The following is an 18411-nucleotide window of genomic DNA, read 5'->3' on the forward strand; positions in this document are numbered from 1 at the left end:
AAACAAAAAAGCCGTCAACGTAGTAGGTTAACGGCTTTGGGTTTATCGGTATTTACCGCTAAACACGACTAGTGTAATCACCCCAAGCTAACCACTTATATGTGGTTAATGCCTCAAGCCCCATTGGACCGCGAGCGTGCAGTTTTTGCGTGCTCACCGCCACTTCAGCGCCAAGACCAAACTGACCGCCATCGGTAAAACGCGTACTGGCATTCACATACACGGCGGCTGAGTTCACTTCATTCATAAAGTGTGCCGCTGCATGAATATCATCGGTCAAAATGGCCTCCGAATGGCCGCTAGAATACTGGCGAATATGACTAACGGCGGCATCGATATCGCTCACGACTTTGATACCTAAGGTTAACGACAACCATTCGATTCCAAAATCCTCAGCCTTAGCAAGCGTCACCTCGAACCCTAAACCATCCAGCAGACTAAAACTTGTGTCACAAACTGAAAAACGCACGCCTAGACGATGCAGATATTCGGCAATTTGCGGTACAAAGCTGCTAGCCACGCGCTCATCCACCAGCAAGGTATCAAGAGCATTGCACACCGTTGGACGCTGCACTTTGGCATTAGCGATTACGCCTAAGGCACGCTCAAGGTCGGCATTTTTATCGACATACAAGTGGCAAATACCAATGCCGCCTAAAATCACTGGAATCGTCGCTTGCTCGGCACATAAGCGCTGCAATGCTTGACCGCCGCGCGGCACTATCATGTCGACATATTGATCGAGCTTAAGTAAACCTGTCACTAGGGCTCTGTCTGAAGAATCAATAAATTGCACCGCATCTATGGGTAAACCTTGGGCAACAATCGCGCCGCGGATCACTTCGCTGATAAGCTTATTCGATTCAAGGGTTTCTTTACCGCCACGGAGGATCACCGCATTACCCGTTTTAAGGGCAAGTACGGCGATATCGACTGTCACATTCGGGCGCGCCTCGTAGATAACCCCAATCACGCCCAGCGGTACGCGGCGACGAGTCAGCCTTAAACCGTTATCTAATAACTTGCTGCCAAACTCTTCACCCACGGGATCAGCAAGGCGGATCACATCGCTGATATCACCGATAATGCCCGCTAAACGCGCATCATCGAGCAACAGTCTGTCGATCATCGCCTCAGTTAATCCATCGTTCTTAGCGGCGGCAACGTCTTTAGCATTAGCCGCTAAAATGGCGGCGGAGTTTGCCGTCAGCGCATCGGCAATAGCTTCGAGTAAGTCAGCCTTTTGGCTCGCCGTTAAATTGGCTAAAGCATAACTGGCCTGTTTGGCATTTTGGCCAAGTTGCTGTAAATACTGATCTTGATTCATTTGACTCAAAACAGACCTCGCTTATAAGACAACCATGTCGTTGCGGTGCACTATTGCGTCACCATAATCGTAACCGAGTACAGACTCGATCTCGTCGGAATGCTTACCCGCAATCAAACTCAGGGCTTGGCCACAGTATCGTGTCATCCCTTTAGCAATCACTTTACCTTGTTGATCAACTAATTGTAGCGTCGCACCACGTTCAAACTGACCTTTAACGCCTACGATACCTTTAGACAATAGACTGCGGCCCTTGTCAGTCACGGCTTTGACCGCGCCCGCATCAAGCACTAAAGAACCTTGAGTTGCAGGTCCCGCTAGAATCCACTGTTTGCGGCTTTCGAGCGGGTTTTCGATGGCACTAAAGTGAGTACCGACGGACTCTTTGGCGACCACTTTTTTGATCACATCTGGGTGATGGCCAGAGGCGATAACCACTTCGATACCAGCACGGCGAGCAATATCCGCCGCTTCCAATTTAGTCGACATACCACCTGTGCCTAAACCCGATACAGAACCGCCCGCCAGCATACGCAGACTATCGTCAATCTTCACCACCTGTGAAATCAACTTAGCGTTCGGGTTAGTGCGCGGATCGGCATCGAATAAGCCCTTTTGATCCGTCAATAAAATCAATAAGTCAGCGTCACATAAGAGTGCTGCGCGCGCCGATAAATTGTCGTTATCGCCCACTTTGATCTCATTGGTGGCAACGGCATCGTTTTCATTGATGATCGGCACAATATTATTCGCCAACAAGGCATTGAGCGTGTCGCGGGCGTTAAGGTAACGCTCCCTATCCTGCAAGTCGGCACGGGTCAGCAGCAATTGGCCCACATGCAGCCCATAAATACTAAAGAGTTGTGCCCAAGCGAGGATCAACTGACTTTGCCCGACAGCGGCTAACAATTGCTTATTGGCCATAGTGTCGGGCAGCGTCGGGTATTGGAGATGTTCACGCCCAGCGGCAATTGCCCCTGAGGTGCATAATACGACTTCGACCCCTGACTTCATCAGTGCGGCCATTTGACGAGCAAGCTCAACCATGTGGGCTTTATCTAGCTGTTTACTGCCAGAGGTCAGCACACTCGTCCCTAACTTCACTACCACGCGGCGATACGCAATCTCACTTAAGTTCATTATTCATTTGTAACAAAATAACCGAACAATCCTTATACCTAATCCGCTGAGTAATTGGTAGCAAGGAGTTATTAACTCGAGATAAATTTTCGTTTTTGCTTAGAATCGCGCATTAAAAAGGGCCATCGATTAGATGGCCCTCAAAAATGTAAACAATCTACGTTGCGAGTTTTTACTGTGCAGGTGAATTAATCGACAGCATCAACCATAGACAAACTTAGCTACGAACAATGCGGCTAATACTAAAATGCCCACATTAAGATCGCTAAAGCGACCTGTGAGTAATTTGATTGCTGCATATGAGATGATCCCAAAGGCAATGCCCGTCGCGATAGAAAACGTTAGCGGCATTAATATACACACAACCACCACAGGCGCGGCTTCAGTCAAATCTTCCCATTCGACATGCACCAGTCCCGACATCATCAAAATCGCTACATAAAACAGTGTGCCCGCAGTCGCATAAGCCGGGATCATCCCCGCCAATGGCGATAAAAATAACGCAGCAATAAAGAGTAATCCCACCACAACGGCCGTCAAACCAGTACGACCACCTGCGCTCACACCCGCGGTGCTTTCGATATAACTTGTCGTGGTGGAAGTGCCAAAAGCCGCCCCTGCAATCGTTGCTAAACTGTCAGCGGTTAAGGCACGATTCAGACGTGGTAAACGGCCTTTATCATCGAGAAAACCACCACGCTGTGCAACCGCCACTAAGGTGCCAGAGGTATCGAAGAGATCCACAAATAAGAAGGCAAAAACGACTGATAGCATAGTTACTTCAAATACTTGGGATAAATCCATCTTCATAAATGTAGGTGCGATTGAAGGTGGCATTGATACAATGCCCTGGTACTGCACATCACCAAACACTAATCCTAGGCCAGTGATAATCAGAATGCTGGCAATCACCGCCGACTTCATTCCCCGCTGCACCATAGCAATAATGAGGAAAAAACCCAGCACAGCCATAACCGCCGGAAATGCCGTGATATCGCCTAAGGTCACTAGCGTAGCAGGACTTGCCACCACAATACCGGCGCTCTTAAGGCCAATCAGTGCAAGGAACAAACCAATACCTGCAGCAATACCGATACGTAACGACATGGGAATACTATTTACAATCCATTCTCGAATACGCACTAAGGACAAGATTAAAAAGCAAATTCCCGACAGGAACACCGCGCCTAATGCAGTCTCCCAGCTGTAACCCATTTCACCCACGACTGTGTAGGTAAAAAAGGCATTAAGTCCCATACCTGGAGCAAGCGCAATTGGATAATTCGCCATCAGCCCCATAACCAAACAGCCGACAGCCGCAGCCAAACAGGTCGCCACAAATACAGCACCATGGTCCATGCCCGCATCGGCTAACATCATTGGGTTCACAAAAATGATGTAGGCCATAGTCATAAATGTTGTCAAACCTGCGACCGCTTCCTGCTTGAGGCTCGTTTGATTTTGTTTCAGTTTGAACAGTTTTTCTAACATGGAACAAGGTTCCTTTTTATTTTAAGTATGTAGGGTATTTAGATGTGAACACTATGTAACGTGATGACATTTACAGCCGATTATAGGGAGTTTAGGCTGGTCAGGCCAGAAAATTGGCAAAGGAGTAACGAAGAGAAAATGCTCAAATATCTATACAAACGAATGCAATATCCTCAGGTGAGACTCGCGTTGAAGGTTAAACCTAAAAATGAACACATGATGAACGAGATGATTCACTCGTTAACGACCAATGCTGATTTGTAGCCATAAACAGCCTACATAAAGAGTAGCAAGAATATATACAGCAGAAATAACTAAATTCAATTTCCACAAACTCAACCAAAAACTCCCTTTAAAATAGGTACGTAGCCTTACTTCTGATTTGCATAATGTTAAAGAAGAAGGTACCAACATTAACGCAGAACAGCCAAAGGTTGGTAATACCATAAAAATCATGCCTAAACCCGCAGCCCCAGCAGAAGCTTCAGATGTTTGACCGTCAATAGATGCTAGCGTTATATATCCTAAAATGACGCCTGCGATGGCAAGAATAAAACCTAACAGTTGAAGAGTTCTCAAATTCGTCCTTGGTAACAAACAGCGTTTAAATTGACTTCTCGTAAAACCCTATCAGCTCAGCGATTTCGCTTAGATGGGTATCGACCCAAGCGCTGCTGATCGGCCCCCAGGTGACTATGCGGTAATAACCTGAATTGTTACGGCTGCCTTCCTGCACAAACTCGACTCGAATACCTATATCCTCAAAAGCTGCGATAGCATCCTGTAAAGTTCGGCGAGGCATTCCGGTTAACTTATTGAGTGATAATAGATTATGGCGGTCATCATCCATTAAATGCGCCAAATATAACTTACGCAGAAACGCCTTATTTTGCTTTGAAACCTGTTGGGATGCTGGCATTGAAAGTGACATAGGATGACCTATCTGGAAACAAAAGTAATTATCATCAAAACTACTTTATATTCAGTCAATAAGGCAATAGCCAATGCTAAATACTTACGGTTCGCGACAAGATCATCAGATAACAAATCTGCACTTAAATCAAACGAAACGACTTGTCATCCTCCCCCAACAACTGTTATTTCTAATATCACTCAACACCTATGAAGAAAGGCTAAAATGAGCCAGACAATCACAGCAGACCAAATACTGACATTTTGGTTTGAAGACATTGACCCAAAGCTCTGGTGGATTAAAGATGTTGAATTTGATACCCAGATCAAACAGCGCTTCGAAAGTGTGCTATTTCAAGCCAAACGGGGAGAGCTTTCCCATTGGCGAGTCACGCCCCAAGGCCGATTAGCGGAGATCATAGTGCTCGATCAATTCTCCCGTAATATTTACCGCGATACGCCTGCCGCATTCGAAGCCGATGCGATAGCCTTAGTGCTCGCCCAAGAGGCCGTTGCCCAACGGGTCGATACCGCACTAAAATCCAAACAAGTCCCTTTTCTATTTATGCCCTATATGCACAGCGAATCGGCAGCCATTCACCAAGTAGCAGTAAAACTGTTTAATCGCGAAGCTGCGATAACAAACCTAACGTTTGAACTGCGCCATAAAGCGATTATCGACAGGTTTGGCCGCTATCCACATAGAAATATTATCTTAGGCAGGGAGTCTACGGCGGAAGAAATTGCTTTTCTGACTGAGCCGGGCTCATCCTTTTGAGCTTGTCATAGGTTAAAGCGTTAATGTGTATTTGATAAATAAAGCCGTGCTGAGTTCACAGACACACTACACTTACTCAAGAAAGTCATGGAATGACTTGGCGAGTATCAAACACAGTTACAAGTGTATACCGCGGAGGTGTTGGTAACTTATGGCGCATAAACTCAATAAGCCAAATAGCTCAGTGGCTCGTCGTAACCGCTATAAATTGATGGGGTTACTCATCCTATGCGGCGCTCAGCTCGGCCAAGCGGCTGAAATTAAGATAGGCGTCAGCCTGTCTATCCCGCCCTATGTCATCCAAGCAACAAATAGCGGGATCGAACTCGAATTACTTAACCAAGCCCTCGCCGTTAAAGGCCATACAGCTTCTATCCACTACTTACCACTGGCGCGCACTTTCCATGAACTCAGGGAGGGTAAACTCGATGGCATCATCAACATCAAAGAAGGAATGATTAACAACGTTTTTTATTCAAACGTTGCGATAACCTACCAAAACTGCGCCATTAGCCTCGAGAGTAATCAATTTAACATCAATAGCATAAACGATTTAAACAACAAACAAGTCGTCGCCTTTCAACGTGCATCATCGTTACTGGGGGAAGAGTTTGCCAACATGGTTAAGACCAATAGCGGCTACCAAGAACAAGCGAGGCAAGTGCAGCAGGTTTATATGCTGATGAAGCGCAGGGCCGATGTCGTTGTGATGGATAAAAATATTTTCAAATACTACTTAAAGCAGGCCTATCTTGAGGGAAAACTCACTGAAAAAGACTTAAAACAACAGGCGATTTGCCACCAAATATTCCCACCTACAGAATACAAGTTCGCATTTCTCAGTGAACAAATTCGGGATGATTTTAATGCGGGACTCAAACAAATTACCCAAGATGGTAGCTTAGTGGCTCTGCAGGAAAAGTATCGACGCCTGATGTCATTTGACAATGAAGCCGAGGCGTCGACTAAGTTAACAGAACCTAAAATGATCAAAAATGATTCCTACTAAACTTATCCCATAGTGTTATTTCACCACCAACACAGGGCACTTAGCGTACTTAACAATATCCTGTGTAACGTGGGGTTTTAAAAAGTCAGCTAAACCGCTGCTACCATGACTAGCGATAACCACCATGCCCACATCAACGGCTTCCGCTAAAATCTCATCAATAGCATCACCATGGCGCACGACTAACTTAATATTGAGCCCTTCGGTAAGGTTCTGCTGCATTTCCTGCTGCAAACTGTGCATTTTTGCATCAACGAAAGCTTTAAGTTCATTTTCCAATGTCGCGGGAATATCGACCGCAATACCATAACAATGGGCGCCACGGGCAGGGCTAGTCACATGCAACAACCGAATATCGACTTGATAAACATTTGCCATTTCAACCGCATATTTTAACGCATGGGCCGCAGTGGATGAAAAATCCGTAGGGCATAACACTTCTTGAGTACGCATAAGCTTATCCATCATTTGAGTTTTTAATTAAGCTAATTATTAAGGCCAAAATACCACTATTTTATAGCAGTTTGCTATGCTTCTTGCGTACCCATTTCAATTAATTATTCTTTATCAATCAAAAAGAAAGGACGCTATAAGCGCCCTTTGGATTTATAGAGTCAAAGCCAGTTACTTAACCACAAGCACAGGACAAGCTGCACCATTCGCCACCGCTTCTGAGACATTGGTGTGTAAAAAATGCGAAATCCCAGTTCGGCCATGGCTAGCAATTACTACCATGCCAATGTCTTTACTGTTGGCCTCTTCTAAAATTTGATAGACAGGATCGCCACGGCGGATCAAGGTAGTGATGGGAAGCTCAGTATTCAATCCATCCAATAGTGCTCGCATTTTAGTTGCCGCCGCTTCCTCCATGCTTTTAGCAAGCTCTTCAGGGGTAATAGATAGAATCATAAAGTTTTCATCACCGATCGGCTGTTCAACCACATGTAAGATTTTTAGCCCTACATGGTATAGATTAGCCATTTCAATGGCATAGCTCAGTGCATGGGCCGCAGTTTCCGAAAAATCTGTGGGCCAGAGTATTTGACCTGTACGCATAATTTGTACTCCTTCTATGGCGCGAATGGATTGCTGGGTGAATCTTTACGGCGCTGCTATAACGCCCGATTTAGCGCATTGGCAGACCACAAACTTCATCTCACAACCTTAGTCTCTCAGCCAAGCAACAGCATCGCCATTATCAACAAAAAACCTTACCTCAGCAGGCGTAAACCAGTTTGCCAATTTAGCCAACACTTCCTGCAAAGTCGTCTTACCGACGATGGCTATTTTCTCGAAATGACGAATATGCTTCACCCCAAGTTTGAGATCGTCCCAAGCAGCCTGTAGTTCCAAGCCTTCCAACTCGGTGACATCTACCAAGGCGAAGATATCAGGATCTTTCACCCCAGCTAATGCAGACTCCAACACAGGCACCATCATTTCGTAGTCTTGATGAGTTAAGGTACCGATAGCTTTAAAGGTAACGAAAAAATCATCATCACCATAACGCTCAATACCAATCGAAATTCCGTGCTTTAACAATGCCATACATACTCCTTATGTAACAACCCTTGATTTAGTGTAAAAGCTAACGCCACAACAAGCCGTGATCTTGCTCAAAAATACACCAGATACCTTGCACCATCTCACTAAGCAAGCTAGGATAAACCGACTAATCAGTCGGTACTGATTTAATAAAAGACTCAATCGAGACGATTACTTAAATAAAGTACCGAATAAGACTCAGCCTACCATTTCCCTTGGAGCAACCACTATGAATATGGCCACCGAACACCTTAATACTTCGCCACTGACTCAGTTGCTCCAACGCCAACGCAGCAGTTATTTAGCGGCGCCGAATCCTAATTACGCTACGCGAGTGGAGCAATTAACTCGACTTAAGGCGGCCATACTGCAATTTCAAACACCCTTAGTCGAAGCCTTAAGCCAAGACTACGGCCATAGATCGATTGATGACAGCCTGATCTCAGACATTATGCCTGTCATCAACAACATCAATTACAGCTTGAAAAACCTCAAAAAATGGCTCAAGCCCAGCGCTCGCCATGCGGGCATCTTACTCGCACCCGCCAAAGTCACAGTGCATTATCAACCTTTGGGGGTGATCGGCATTATCGTGCCGTGGAATTTCCCCGTCATGCTGTCAATTGGCCCGCTAGTGACGGCCATTGCCGCGGGTAATCATGCCATGCTCAAAATGTCAGAATTTACCCCAGCGACCAACCAAGTGATCAAACAGTTATTGGCACAAGTCTTCGATGAATCCCACGTGGCGGTTGTTGAAGGTGAGGCGGATATTGCAGCCCAATTTTCTGCCCTGCCCTTCGATCATTTACTCTTTACAGGCTCGACCACAGTCGGCCGCCATGTGATGCGCGCCGCAGCGAATAATCTCACCCCAGTAACACTCGAATTGGGTGGTAAATCCCCTGTGATTATCGCCCCCGATATGCAGCTTGAGATAGCAGTAGAACGAATGATTTACGGTAAGTGTTTGAATGCCGGGCAAATCTGTGTCGCACCTGATTATGTGCTTTGCCCTAAAGCCAAGGTGGATGACTTTATCGCCGCCTACCAAGCTAAGTTTAAGGCCATGTACGGCACCATTAACCACAATAAGGACTATGGCAGCATCATTAATACACGTCAGTTTGACCGCTTGATGACAGTGCTCGAAGACGCCAAAGTAAAAGGTGCCCGTGTTATTTCAGCAACTGACGAAGCCATAGATAGCCAACATCGTAAACTCGCAACTCAGTTGATAACTCACACCAGTGAAGACATGCTATTGATGCAAGAGGAAATCTTTGGTCCATTACTGCCGATCATTGGCTACGACTCCTTAGATGAAGCGATTCAGTACATCAACCACAGAGCCAGACCCTTAGCGCTTTATGTGATGAGTTTCGATGAGCCAACTCAGCAAAAGATCCTCCAGCAGACCCATTCTGGCGGTGTTTGTATCAATGAAACCGTGTTTCATGTCGCCGCCGACGATGCGCCCTTCGGCGGAATAGGCCCGTCGGGCATGGGGCATTACCATGGCAAGGAAGGCTTTTTGACCTTCAGCCACGCTAAAACGGTACTCAGCCGTGGCCGATTCAACACAGGCAAATTTGTTCACCCGCCCTACGGCACTTTTATCCAGCGCATCTTAATGAAGCTATTTTTGCGCTAGTCATTGGGGGATAAATCTTGAATAAACCATCAACAGCACAACCCATTAAAACCATGACAGATAAACGCCAAGCTATTCTCGATACTGCTTTAGCGCTCTTTGTCAGCCAAGGATTTCATGGCACGTCTACCGCCTCGATTGCGAAACAAGCAGGTGTAGCAACGGGCACCTTGTTCCATCACTTCCCTTCTAAGGAAGCCTTGATGGAATCTTTGTTTCTTAACATAAAACAAGAATTTGCCGATGCCTTACTGTTAAACACCCATAAGGGCAGCGATCTTAAACACAATGCCCTACAACTATGGCAAAGTGCGATAGACTGGTCGCTGGATAACCCTGTCAAACAACTGTTTTTTCAGCAATATTCAATGTCACCCATGATTGCAGCTAAGGTGCGCGATCAAGCGATGAATAGCATCTTAGGCTTTATTAGCGAACTCATTAAGCAGGGACAAATGATGGGGCTAATCGCCCATTATCCAGTGGAATTGATGCTAGAAAACTGCCACGGCCAATATCTAGCTGCAACCCGATTCTTTATCGATAATCCGCACTTGGGGACAGATAGAACATACCGCGATGCCAGTTTTGAACTGTTTTGGAAGGCCATGCAAGCGGACTAAAATAGCCAAATATCAACTGACTGCTGCAATAACCGCAATAAAAAACCGAGTCAGCTTAACTGGCTCGGTTTTCTTTTACGCTATCGCGACTAAGTGCTAAAGCAGAAGTCTGCTTTGCTCTAGCATCTAATACCGACTTTCAAGCACCTATCCCTGACTCAACTCCTGGGCTTTTTCTGCTGGCTGCGCCACTTGAGTTGGGCTCCAGTAACCTTGTTTGATACCCTTATCAATCAGCTCAGCGACCGCCAATTCAATGGCTTGTAACACGCAAAATTGCACTGGCTCATTGGTAGTAAAACCGACTTCAGCCTCAGCGAGTCGATTTAAACTCGTGTAACGGAACAAGCCCGCACGCATTTCTTGGGATAAAACACGTTTGCTGGTTGAGACCGACATCATGACTTTACCTGTGTGTACATCCACGGCGCGTAGATAAATGGTCACCAGATCTTCACGGTACATTTCAGAGGCGCCAATGCCGTAGTATTCGACACCGCTACCGCCTGTGCTAGTGTTGGTCTCATAACTAATCACCCCACCTTCGAGTAACAATCTGGCGGTGGATAATACGGGCACTTCATCGCCCTTAGTACCGCTCTGTTTGTTGCTGATCTTACGCTCGGTAAGCAAATTTTGTAGCCCTTCACGCTCAACAGGTGTAAACCATTTAGAGTCGAGCAAAGTCTGCATCAACATCGATGTTGCGCCCTGAGTAACCGCGGTCGAAAACGAACTCACGTTAGCCTGCGGCTTATATTGGCCAGTTTGATCGCGAAAGGAATACACGGCCACAGGGATAGGAAACTTAGGTCCAGGCTGAGTTTGCAACCCACGCATCACCTCACTCAAGGGGTTAACCTCGGCAGCTGTGATATTTAAATCGGGTTTGGAGATCAGGCTACAGGCCGACACACTTAACAGTAATAAACCCACTAACACTAGACGGGCCATTAGTTGACTCCTCCGAATGTCGGCATTTCAATTACAGTGACTTCACCGGTTTCAGTATTAGTAATAGTTAGCATCACGCCATTTCCCGTAGAAGCCACTTCAATCCGAAAATCACCTGTATCGTAAACACCATCGGTAATTTCACCATCAGCAACACCGCGGGTGATTGAGTTAATGATATTACGCTCTAGGGATTCTTTAAAACGGGTGACAAAGTCCTTCTCGGTCGAGGTAGATTTATTGTCATTCTGGGCTTGGGCTTTATTTAATAAGAAAGCCCCATTTTGTGGATTGCCGCCAAAACTGGGATTCACTGGCGTATAAATCAATTCAGTGGCTTGGCCACTGCTTGCCACACATAGCGTGACAAGAGCAAATAACGTCCTGTATGTCATTATTATTATCCTAAAAGTCGTCCGATGTTCCTGAAAAATCACCTGTTATTGCATTGGCTCTGACTTGCGCTAAATAATCAATCGTAAGCAAAATCGCCTGCTCTGCGCTCTCTTTAATCGGATTTGCACGACGACCAAAATGGGTGGTGTAAATTCGAGTCCCGTTTACCTCTAAGGTTAAAACGGTTCCAGCCTGTGGAAACACTGTCTCATATAGAGTGACGTTAAAGCCTTGGGTAAAGGGCAATTCGCGCCAATAGCTTGAGTAGTAAAAGCCAAAGTCCTTACCAAACCGAGTCAAGGTTCTATCTATTACTAAGCCACTAATTTCAATGTCGTTATCGGCAATAGTGATAGGGGAAGCCAGCAGCAGGAATGGACATAAAACGCAGATCAGCAGACGCTGTTTTAACTGTTTCACTTATCCCTCCTTAACCTTTTTAATCGAACCTTAAAAACCGCGCTAACCTCTGTTAGAACAAGGTGAGTTTTAACGCAAATTTTCGATAAAACAGGTTAACAGGGTTAAAGATCTCCCGTCATTACGCTGAGGGGTAAATTAGCCCGAAGAGCTAAGGTAAAAATGCAAAAATAGCCCATTTGGCTAATACGCCAAGAGGCAGTTGAGGATAGGAGTTATGCTTTAAACAAGCGGATAAGATAAGCAATAAAAATGCGACTTAAGAGTCGCATTACGGTGTTAATTCAAAACGCGAGCATTATTGTGGCAACCATAGTCGAACCAACAGGCCACCGTCACTGCGATTATGCATGCTAATACAGCCATCGTGGGCTTCGATAATTTCACGGCACAAAGGTAAACCTAAGCCTGTACCTGATTGTTTTGTTGAGTAAAACGGCAGTAGCGCCTGCTCTAATACTTCACCAGACATACCTGCGCCGCGATCCTCAATCACAATACTAAAACCTCCACCATCCACTAAGGTTTGATACCGAATCGACAGGGTGACATCCTCGGGGTTTGAGCCAGATTCATGGGCGTTTTTAAGTAAATTGAGGAGCACTTGCTCCATCTGTCCTTGATCGAAAAAACCATCAACCTCAGGTAACTCATGAATGAGTTTAAAGGGATAATGCTGAGTTAACTGGGCAGTAAATTGCCCCCAATTTACCTGACGCCGTTGCGGGAGCGGCAACTTAGCAAAACGGGCATAGTTGAAGATAAACTGGCTTAGATGACTGGTGCGATTCTCGATAGTATCGAAAATCAAAGTTAGCTTGGGATTATCAATATCTTTGGTGAGAAGTCGGCCCGAGTTCACCATAGAGGCGATGGGCGCGACTGAGTTATTGAGTTCATGGCTAATAATGCGGATGACTTTTTTCCATACTGCCACCTCTTGACGATTGAGCTCGCGGGTCATCTGCTTGAGCAAAATTAAGTTATGCTGTTGGTTATTCAATAAAAAATGACCACGACTTAAATACCAAGTTTCCACATCATCTTCACCCATGGCGAAGAGTCCGTTCTTTTCATGTTTAAGCGCTAAGGCCAATACTTCGGGCAAATCCACCAGCAATTCATCTAAGCTCAAGCCTTCCATTCTGCCCTTTTTATGGAATAGGTGACGCGCCGCATCATTGGCGTAAATGAGCCGCTGATGATCGTCCAGTAACAACATCACATTGGGAGAACTTTGAATCACCTTATCCAGTAATAACTCCCGCTGGTAAATGTACTGCCTTTCTTGGCGCAATTTAGCAGCGCTATGGTTAAATAACTGCGCTAAGGTTTTGAGCTGACCTTCGCCATGTTCAGGAATACTCACACTAAAGTCATTATCACTAAAATTTAGCAAGCCGACTTCAAGGGAATCTAAACTGCGGCCGAGATGTCGAGTCAACCAAGCAATACCTAAACCACAGACAGCACAAGCGAGAAGCAACACGATCAAACCTTCACCTAAGGTCAAACTCGAGACACGCTCTCCCTTCGCTATCTCAGCGGATATCGCAGGAGATACAGGTGCTTTGGGCGGTAAAATGGATAGCGGTTCTACACGTAAAGGCTCAACCACATGAGGAATAGAATTAAACAGCCCTTCTTTAAGTTGTTCTAACTTGAAGAGTTTTATTTGTAACTGCTCTTGTTTAAGTTGTTCAAGCTTTTGCAGCTCGGCCTTAATCTGCTCGGCCCTCTGGTGCGCTTGCATCGCCGCAGCCTCCTGCAATTGCTCACTATTGTTAAGGGCGAGTTCGATGGAGGCGACCGTTTTCTCAAGCTCTGCAAAATCGAGTTGCACATTCACATCAGGGATTTCAATCGTGTTAGACGTGGCAACAGACGAAGCATCGGGTGAGATATACTTCACCAAAGCAAAACTCAGCAAGACGCCAAAGGCGCAGCAAGCCATTGAAAAAATGATAAGTTTAGTTCGAATTAACACTCAGATTCCTTAATCGATAGCCTTTACCCTAGCATCTGCACTTAGCCTATGACTTATCTAAACCAAACTTGTCCATCCGCCGATACAGCGCTTGGCGACTGAGTCCAAGCGCTTTTGCCACCCGAGCAATTACGCCATGATGCTGTTTTAACGCCGCTTCGATATCTTCTCGGCTCACGTCTATCGCCTCATTGGCATCTGACACTGGGGCACGAACAGACTCATGATAAAATGCAGTATTTACGGGGATGGAAGCGGGCGAATAAACAGGCAGAGGATCAGAGTGTCTCAAGCCAGATAGCCGCGACTCAGATACAGCCGAAACACTGGAAGCAGATTTTATAACACTCGCAACAGGTGCCAAACCAAAGTCAGCTTCCGTCAACACATGGCTTTGCGCCAACAATACGGCTCGCTTACAGGCGTTTTCAAGCTCGCGCACATTTCCCGGCCAGCGGTGCTGTAATAACGCCTGCAACGCAGGTTTACTCAAGCTAAAATCGCTGCCAATAAAATGCTGCACTAAAGGTAAAATATCATCGATGCGTTGATTCAGCGGTGGCAATGCCAGTTCAATCACGTTTAAGCGGTAAAACAAATCCTCACGGAATCGCCCTTCAGCGATATCTTGGGCCAGATCCGCATTGGTCGCACTGATCACCCGCACTTTTACTTTCTGGGTTTTATGGCTACCTAAGCGTTCAAATTCGCCGGTTTGTAGCACCCGCAATAATTTCACTTGCCCAGACAAAGGTAAATTGCCAATTTCATCTAAAAACAGCGTGCCGCCGTCTGCCGCTTCGAAACGGCCAATACGCGCTTTAGTCGCGCCAGTAAAAGCGCCCGCCTCGGCACCAAACAGCTCGGCCTCTAATAAATCCATCGGCAAAGCACCGACATTGACCTTGATGAAAGGTTTGTTTTTTAAGGGTGAATTGGCGTGGAGAATATCGGCGAGTTTGTCTTTTCCCGCGCCATTGGGGCCAGTGATCAAGACCGATACATCAGAGCGTGCCAGTTGCAAGGCTAAATCAATGCAACGCTGCATAGCACCGCTGCCAAAGACAATACCGCAGAGATCCGCATCGGCGATCGCCACTTGGCGTTGATGATTCACCCGCTCCAAGCGGTGGTTAGCACGGGAGAGTTTATAAAGCGCAATCAGATTAGTGATGCTATTTAGTAGCTTAGCGTCATCCCAAGGTTTGCCCATATAATCGGCGGCGCCCGCTTTGACTAATTCAACTGCCGTTTCGAGCTGGGTCCATGCCGTCATCAAAATAATCGGCAAATCCCCTTGGCGTTCGCGCAGGGCGTAAAACAGCTGCCGACCTTCCTCACCCGAGGTGGTATCTCGGGTAAAGTTCATATCTTGGATCACTAAATCCACATCTTGAGTCGTCAATAACCCAAGGGCGTCCTCTGGGCTGTGGCAAATCAGCACCCGATAATCATTGAGTTCTAGCATCAAACCTAGGGCTTGGCAGATGGCATGATTGTCATCGACGATAAGGATAGTATCCATAAGTGTGAGTGTTGTCCTAAGTAAAACTGTTAACCGTAAAGTAACAAAAAGTGCAATAACATCCTATTGTTATCGCACTTTTGTCGAGCTTTTATCGTACCTTGAGTGACATCAAATATTCCGCTATACGCTGCGAGTTGCGGTTGCTGGCGAAATATTTGCCGCCTTACGCGCTGGTAAGTAAACCGCTAATGTGGTGACAATAAACAAACCTGCCACAGTAATTAGTGGGTAGCTTAAGTCCAACATAGGCAAGCTATAGATTTTCATTAACTGTTGGCCTAACTGTATCGCTAACAAGCCGCCCAGCACGCCTCCCGCTAAGCAAATCAAATAGTTCTCCACGAGGAAGTAACTGATAATATCGCGCTTTTTAGCACCCAATGCACGGCGGGTACCTATCTGCTTAGTGCGTCGCTGGATATTAAACATCACCATGCCCGTTAAACCGAGCGAGGTGATAAGCAATAACAACACCACCATCATAGTTAACACAGTAATCATCAATTTATGATCGCGATATGAACTATCTTTTAAGGCCTCGATTGACTTAAAGCCATCGAGCACTCGGTTTGGATTCTCCGCCAGCAGCGCTTTTTTTATCGTGTCTTTAAGCTCGGCGTGAAACTCAGGTTTGGCCCGTACCATGTAAGAACTGCTGCCATAATCCACATTTTGAATCACACTATTTTCAAGGCTAGAACTGTCAATCCACGCGCCTTGTAGTTTTTCGACTACGCCAATCACAGTGATCTGTGCATCCTTGCCCTCGTACAACACTTTGCCAAGTGCTGATTCATCAGGCCAAATGGCTTTGGCTAACACACTGGAGATGATCGCTAATCGGCTAGGGCTATCGAGGTTATCCTTAAGTTCATGGGGGTAAAAGTTACGCCCCTCAATCAGCTTAATTCCTAAGGTCTCAATGGTGTGATCTGTCCCTAAATACATGGCAAATTGCGGTGTCGATTTAGCGCTATCTGGGTCGGGGCCCAGATTTAACGTGCTCGACCAGCCGCCACCGCTTAACGGCAACATATTGGTTGAGGTCGCATCAATCACATTGGGCAGCCCCCGCAAAATTTGCTGATCAATTTTGTTTTGCGCGGTTTTATCAATCAATGGATCGAAGTTGAACAAGCTAAAGGTCAAGACTTCTGACTCTTTAATCCCCGAATCACGCTGCATCAGGGCTAAACGCTCTTGAATAATAAAGCTCGCATTCGCCACAATCGCCACAGACAAGATAATCTGAATAAGCAGTAAGACTGGACCGCTTTTACTGCGCAATAAACTGCTGAGAATAGGTTTAATATGCAACATAATGAGTCCCTTACTGGCTTTTCAGATAAACGCTAGGTTTAGTGCGACACACCACCCATGCGGGATACAAGCCAGCCAACAAGGCTGTGCCTACCGCAATACTTGGGGTGATAATCCACATACTCGCCGATAAATGGGTTAAGCCCTTCGCGACCTCAAACTGGGCCGATAACCCATAAAGCGAAGCGTAGGCCCAAGCGAGTCCCAGCAAACCACCGAATAAGCCAATCATGCCCACTTCCACCATGTATTGAGCGAAGATTTGGCCACGGCTAGCGCCGATTGCACGGCGCACTCCCACCTCGGGGGCTCGCTTGAGGAACTTTGTCAGCATTAAACCTAATATATTGACTAAACAAACACTTAAAAACAGCGCACTCAAGCCAACCAAGATTTTATTGTCTTCGGGCACCACATGATTGTATTCAAGCCAAGTTGCCACATCGGATACTTTGACTGAGTCAGCGGCTGATTTATTATCCGTAAAACGGCCCAGGGCTTTTTGCTCCGCCACATAATTGCTGAGCCAAGAACGGTAACTGGCTACTGCGTCTTTATTTGGCAACTCAACCCAATACAGCAACCACACTTTTTCAGAGTTAAGGCGATCGCTGTAACTATTCATCGTCTCAAACTTCCAACCTGAAGTGTTACCCCATATATCAAACTCTTCGATAGGCGTCAGCGAAAACGGCACAAAAATTTGTTCCGTGTCGTTAAAGGCACCGTTAGTGGGATCATAATATTTAGGCTTAGGATCCCAAGCATCAATCACCCCAACCACTTGATAAGGTTTACGATTAAGATAGATAACCTTGCCAACACTGTTTTGACCCGCAAACAATTTTTGATTGAGTTTATCGTTAATCACCACTTGATAAGCAGGTTCAGTGTCGACGGATTTATCCCACGCATTACCGTACAAAAATGGCACGTCAAACAGCTTAAAAAAGTCACTGTCCGTCACCCGAATGCTTTCTAAAATAGGCGCAAAATTGGCATCCTCCGTTTGCACTGCCATCCCAGTGCGAAACATCGCAGCTTGGCGTTTAGGTAAGGTATTGTTGCGCAGATTCATCGCGTCTTGATAAGTCACTAACGAGTTTAACTCATCCCAAGAATCAGGGCCTTGGCTCCAAAGCTGTACCGCATTTAACTCATCAGAGCGTTCACCCGCAGGATTAAATGACATCATCTTGTACACGTTTAACGTAGTAATCGTGATACCAATACCAATCGAAATCGCCAACACCATCAACAGCGACAGCACTGGGGTTTTCTTAATGCTGCGCCAAGCTAAATCAACATAATAAAAGAACATAATGCA

Annotated in this window: 19 protein-coding genes; 4 read left to right on the plus strand and 15 right to left on the minus strand. The window is 46.0% G+C overall.

What is annotated here, in order from left to right:
* Positions 1–58: 58 nt before the first annotated feature.
* The 5 genes from L5M28_RS01670 to L5M28_RS01690 all read right to left on the minus strand — a co-directional run bounded on the left by L5M28_RS01670 (position 59) and on the right by L5M28_RS01690 (position 4889).
* A complete protein-coding gene (locus L5M28_RS01670) occupies positions 59–1336 on the minus strand; it encodes a glutamate-5-semialdehyde dehydrogenase (protein ID WP_263197275.1) in 1278 nt (425 codons plus the stop codon).
* Between the two features lie 12 nt (positions 1337–1348).
* Positions 1349–2467, minus strand: coding sequence for a glutamate 5-kinase (proB, locus tag L5M28_RS01675; RefSeq protein ID WP_105251651.1), 1119 nt, complete (start codon positions 2465–2467; stop codon positions 1349–1351).
* Positions 2468–2668: 201 nt separating this feature from the next.
* Complete coding sequence (locus L5M28_RS01680; protein ID WP_131523194.1) at positions 2669–3958, minus strand: NCS2 family permease; 1290 nt, start codon at positions 3956–3958, stop codon at positions 2669–2671.
* Between the two features lie 240 nt (positions 3959–4198).
* The gene (locus tag L5M28_RS01685; RefSeq protein WP_263197270.1) at positions 4199–4537 is read right to left on the minus strand and encodes a carbon starvation protein CstA; all 339 of its coding nucleotides are present in this window, start codon (positions 4535–4537) and stop codon (positions 4199–4201) included.
* Positions 4538–4562: 25 nt separating this feature from the next.
* Positions 4563–4889 carry a winged helix-turn-helix domain-containing protein gene (locus L5M28_RS01690; RefSeq protein ID WP_028761704.1) on the minus strand — a complete coding sequence of 109 codons (327 nt, stop codon included), beginning with the start codon at positions 4887–4889 and terminating at the stop codon, positions 4563–4565.
* Positions 4890–5096: 207 nt separating this feature from the next.
* Between L5M28_RS01690 and L5M28_RS01695 the strand changes: the two genes are divergently transcribed.
* Both L5M28_RS01695 and L5M28_RS01700 read left to right on the plus strand, forming a co-directional pair.
* Entirely contained in the window at positions 5097–5648 is a 552-nt protein-coding gene (locus L5M28_RS01695) for a DUF924 family protein (protein WP_263202234.1), read from the plus strand.
* Between the two features lie 151 nt (positions 5649–5799).
* Positions 5800–6657, plus strand: a complete 858-nt coding sequence (locus tag L5M28_RS01700; RefSeq protein ID WP_173243155.1) for a substrate-binding periplasmic protein — start codon at positions 5800–5802, stop codon at positions 6655–6657.
* Between the two features lie 15 nt (positions 6658–6672).
* Here the strand turns inward: L5M28_RS01700 and L5M28_RS01705 are convergent, their stop codons facing one another.
* The 3 genes from L5M28_RS01705 to L5M28_RS01715 all read right to left on the minus strand — a co-directional run bounded on the left by L5M28_RS01705 (position 6673) and on the right by L5M28_RS01715 (position 8205).
* Positions 6673–7110, minus strand: coding sequence for a universal stress protein (locus tag L5M28_RS01705; RefSeq protein WP_105251647.1), 438 nt, complete (start codon positions 7108–7110; stop codon positions 6673–6675).
* 171 nt (positions 7111–7281) lie between these two features.
* Entirely contained in the window at positions 7282–7713 is a 432-nt protein-coding gene (locus tag L5M28_RS01710; protein ID WP_028761700.1) for a universal stress protein, read from the minus strand.
* Between the two features lie 108 nt (positions 7714–7821).
* On the minus strand, positions 7822–8205 hold the full coding sequence (locus tag L5M28_RS01715) for an STAS/SEC14 domain-containing protein (RefSeq protein ID WP_028761699.1): 384 nt from the start codon (positions 8203–8205) through the stop codon (positions 7822–7824).
* 226 nt (positions 8206–8431) lie between these two features.
* Here L5M28_RS01715 and L5M28_RS01720 point away from each other — a divergent pair, with 226 nt between their 5' ends.
* Together L5M28_RS01720 and L5M28_RS01725 are read left to right on the plus strand one after the other, a co-directional pair.
* On the plus strand, positions 8432–9856 hold the full coding sequence (locus tag L5M28_RS01720; protein WP_263202236.1) for a coniferyl aldehyde dehydrogenase: 1425 nt from the start codon (positions 8432–8434) through the stop codon (positions 9854–9856).
* Positions 9857–9873: 17 nt separating this feature from the next.
* On the plus strand, positions 9874–10479 hold the full coding sequence (locus L5M28_RS01725) for a TetR/AcrR family transcriptional regulator (protein ID WP_168822708.1): 606 nt from the start codon (positions 9874–9876) through the stop codon (positions 10477–10479).
* Between the two features lie 147 nt (positions 10480–10626).
* On the opposite strand, the gene L5M28_RS01730 is transcribed toward L5M28_RS01725, so the two are convergent.
* The 7 genes from L5M28_RS01730 to L5M28_RS01760 form a co-directional block, all read right to left on the minus strand.
* Positions 10627–11433: a CsgG/HfaB family protein gene (locus tag L5M28_RS01730; protein ID WP_131523188.1), complete on the minus strand. Its 807-nt coding sequence runs from the start codon at positions 11431–11433 to the stop codon at positions 10627–10629.
* A complete protein-coding gene (locus L5M28_RS01735) occupies positions 11433–11828 on the minus strand; it encodes a curli assembly protein CsgF (protein WP_263202239.1) in 396 nt (131 codons plus the stop codon). Before L5M28_RS01735 ends, L5M28_RS01730 begins: the two co-directional genes overlap by 1 nt.
* A gap of 10 nt (positions 11829–11838) precedes the next feature.
* On the minus strand, positions 11839–12249 hold the full coding sequence (locus tag L5M28_RS01740) for a curli production assembly/transport protein CsgE (protein WP_263172739.1): 411 nt from the start codon (positions 12247–12249) through the stop codon (positions 11839–11841).
* Positions 12250–12547: 298 nt separating this feature from the next.
* A complete protein-coding gene (locus L5M28_RS01745; RefSeq protein WP_263202241.1) occupies positions 12548–14236 on the minus strand; it encodes a sensor histidine kinase in 1689 nt (562 codons plus the stop codon).
* A 46-nt stretch (positions 14237–14282) separates the two neighbouring features.
* Positions 14283–15761: a sigma-54-dependent transcriptional regulator gene (locus tag L5M28_RS01750; RefSeq protein WP_263202243.1), complete on the minus strand. Its 1479-nt coding sequence runs from the start codon at positions 15759–15761 to the stop codon at positions 14283–14285.
* Between the two features lie 123 nt (positions 15762–15884).
* Entirely contained in the window at positions 15885–17084 is a 1200-nt protein-coding gene (locus tag L5M28_RS01755; RefSeq protein ID WP_219255352.1) for an FtsX-like permease family protein, read from the minus strand.
* Between the two features lie 10 nt (positions 17085–17094).
* Positions 17095–18405: an ABC transporter permease gene (locus L5M28_RS01760; RefSeq protein ID WP_198571797.1), complete on the minus strand. Its 1311-nt coding sequence runs from the start codon at positions 18403–18405 to the stop codon at positions 17095–17097.
* Positions 18406–18411: the final 6 nt, after the last annotated feature.

The organism is Shewanella sp. SW32, from assembly GCF_025653365.1.
GTDB lineage: Bacteria > Pseudomonadota > Gammaproteobacteria > Enterobacterales > Shewanellaceae > Shewanella > Shewanella oncorhynchi.

Coding starts and splice junctions, on each gene's coding strand:
- L5M28_RS01720 (WP_263202236.1), top strand. CDS start 8,432: ATGAATATGGCCACCGAACACCTTAATACTTCGCCACTGACTCAGTTG.
- L5M28_RS01710 (WP_028761700.1), bottom strand. CDS start 7,713: ATGCGTACAGGTCAAATACTCTGGCCCACAGATTTTTCGGAAACTGCG.
- L5M28_RS01755 (WP_219255352.1), bottom strand. CDS start 17,084: ATGTTGCATATTAAACCTATTCTCAGCAGTTTATTGCGCAGTAAAAGC.
- L5M28_RS01735 (WP_263202239.1), bottom strand. CDS start 11,828: ATGACATACAGGACGTTATTTGCTCTTGTCACGCTATGTGTGGCAAGC.
- L5M28_RS01705 (WP_105251647.1), bottom strand. CDS start 7,110: ATGCGTACTCAAGAAGTGTTATGCCCTACGGATTTTTCATCCACTGCG.
- L5M28_RS01730 (WP_131523188.1), bottom strand. CDS start 11,433: ATGGCCCGTCTAGTGTTAGTGGGTTTATTACTGTTAAGTGTGTCGGCC.
- L5M28_RS01700 (WP_173243155.1), top strand. CDS start 5,800: ATGGCGCATAAACTCAATAAGCCAAATAGCTCAGTGGCTCGTCGTAAC.
- L5M28_RS01690 (WP_028761704.1), bottom strand. CDS start 4,889: ATGTCACTTTCAATGCCAGCATCCCAACAGGTTTCAAAGCAAAATAAG.
- L5M28_RS01750 (WP_263202243.1), bottom strand. CDS start 15,761: ATGGATACTATCCTTATCGTCGATGACAATCATGCCATCTGCCAAGCC.
- L5M28_RS01695 (WP_263202234.1), top strand. CDS start 5,097: ATGAGCCAGACAATCACAGCAGACCAAATACTGACATTTTGGTTTGAA.
- L5M28_RS01715 (WP_028761699.1), bottom strand. CDS start 8,205: ATGGCATTGTTAAAGCACGGAATTTCGATTGGTATTGAGCGTTATGGT.
- proB (WP_105251651.1), bottom strand. CDS start 2,467: ATGAACTTAAGTGAGATTGCGTATCGCCGCGTGGTAGTGAAGTTAGGG.
- L5M28_RS01680 (WP_131523194.1), bottom strand. CDS start 3,958: ATGTTAGAAAAACTGTTCAAACTGAAACAAAATCAAACGAGCCTCAAG.
- L5M28_RS01760 (WP_198571797.1), bottom strand. CDS start 18,405: ATGTTCTTTTATTATGTTGATTTAGCTTGGCGCAGCATTAAGAAAACC.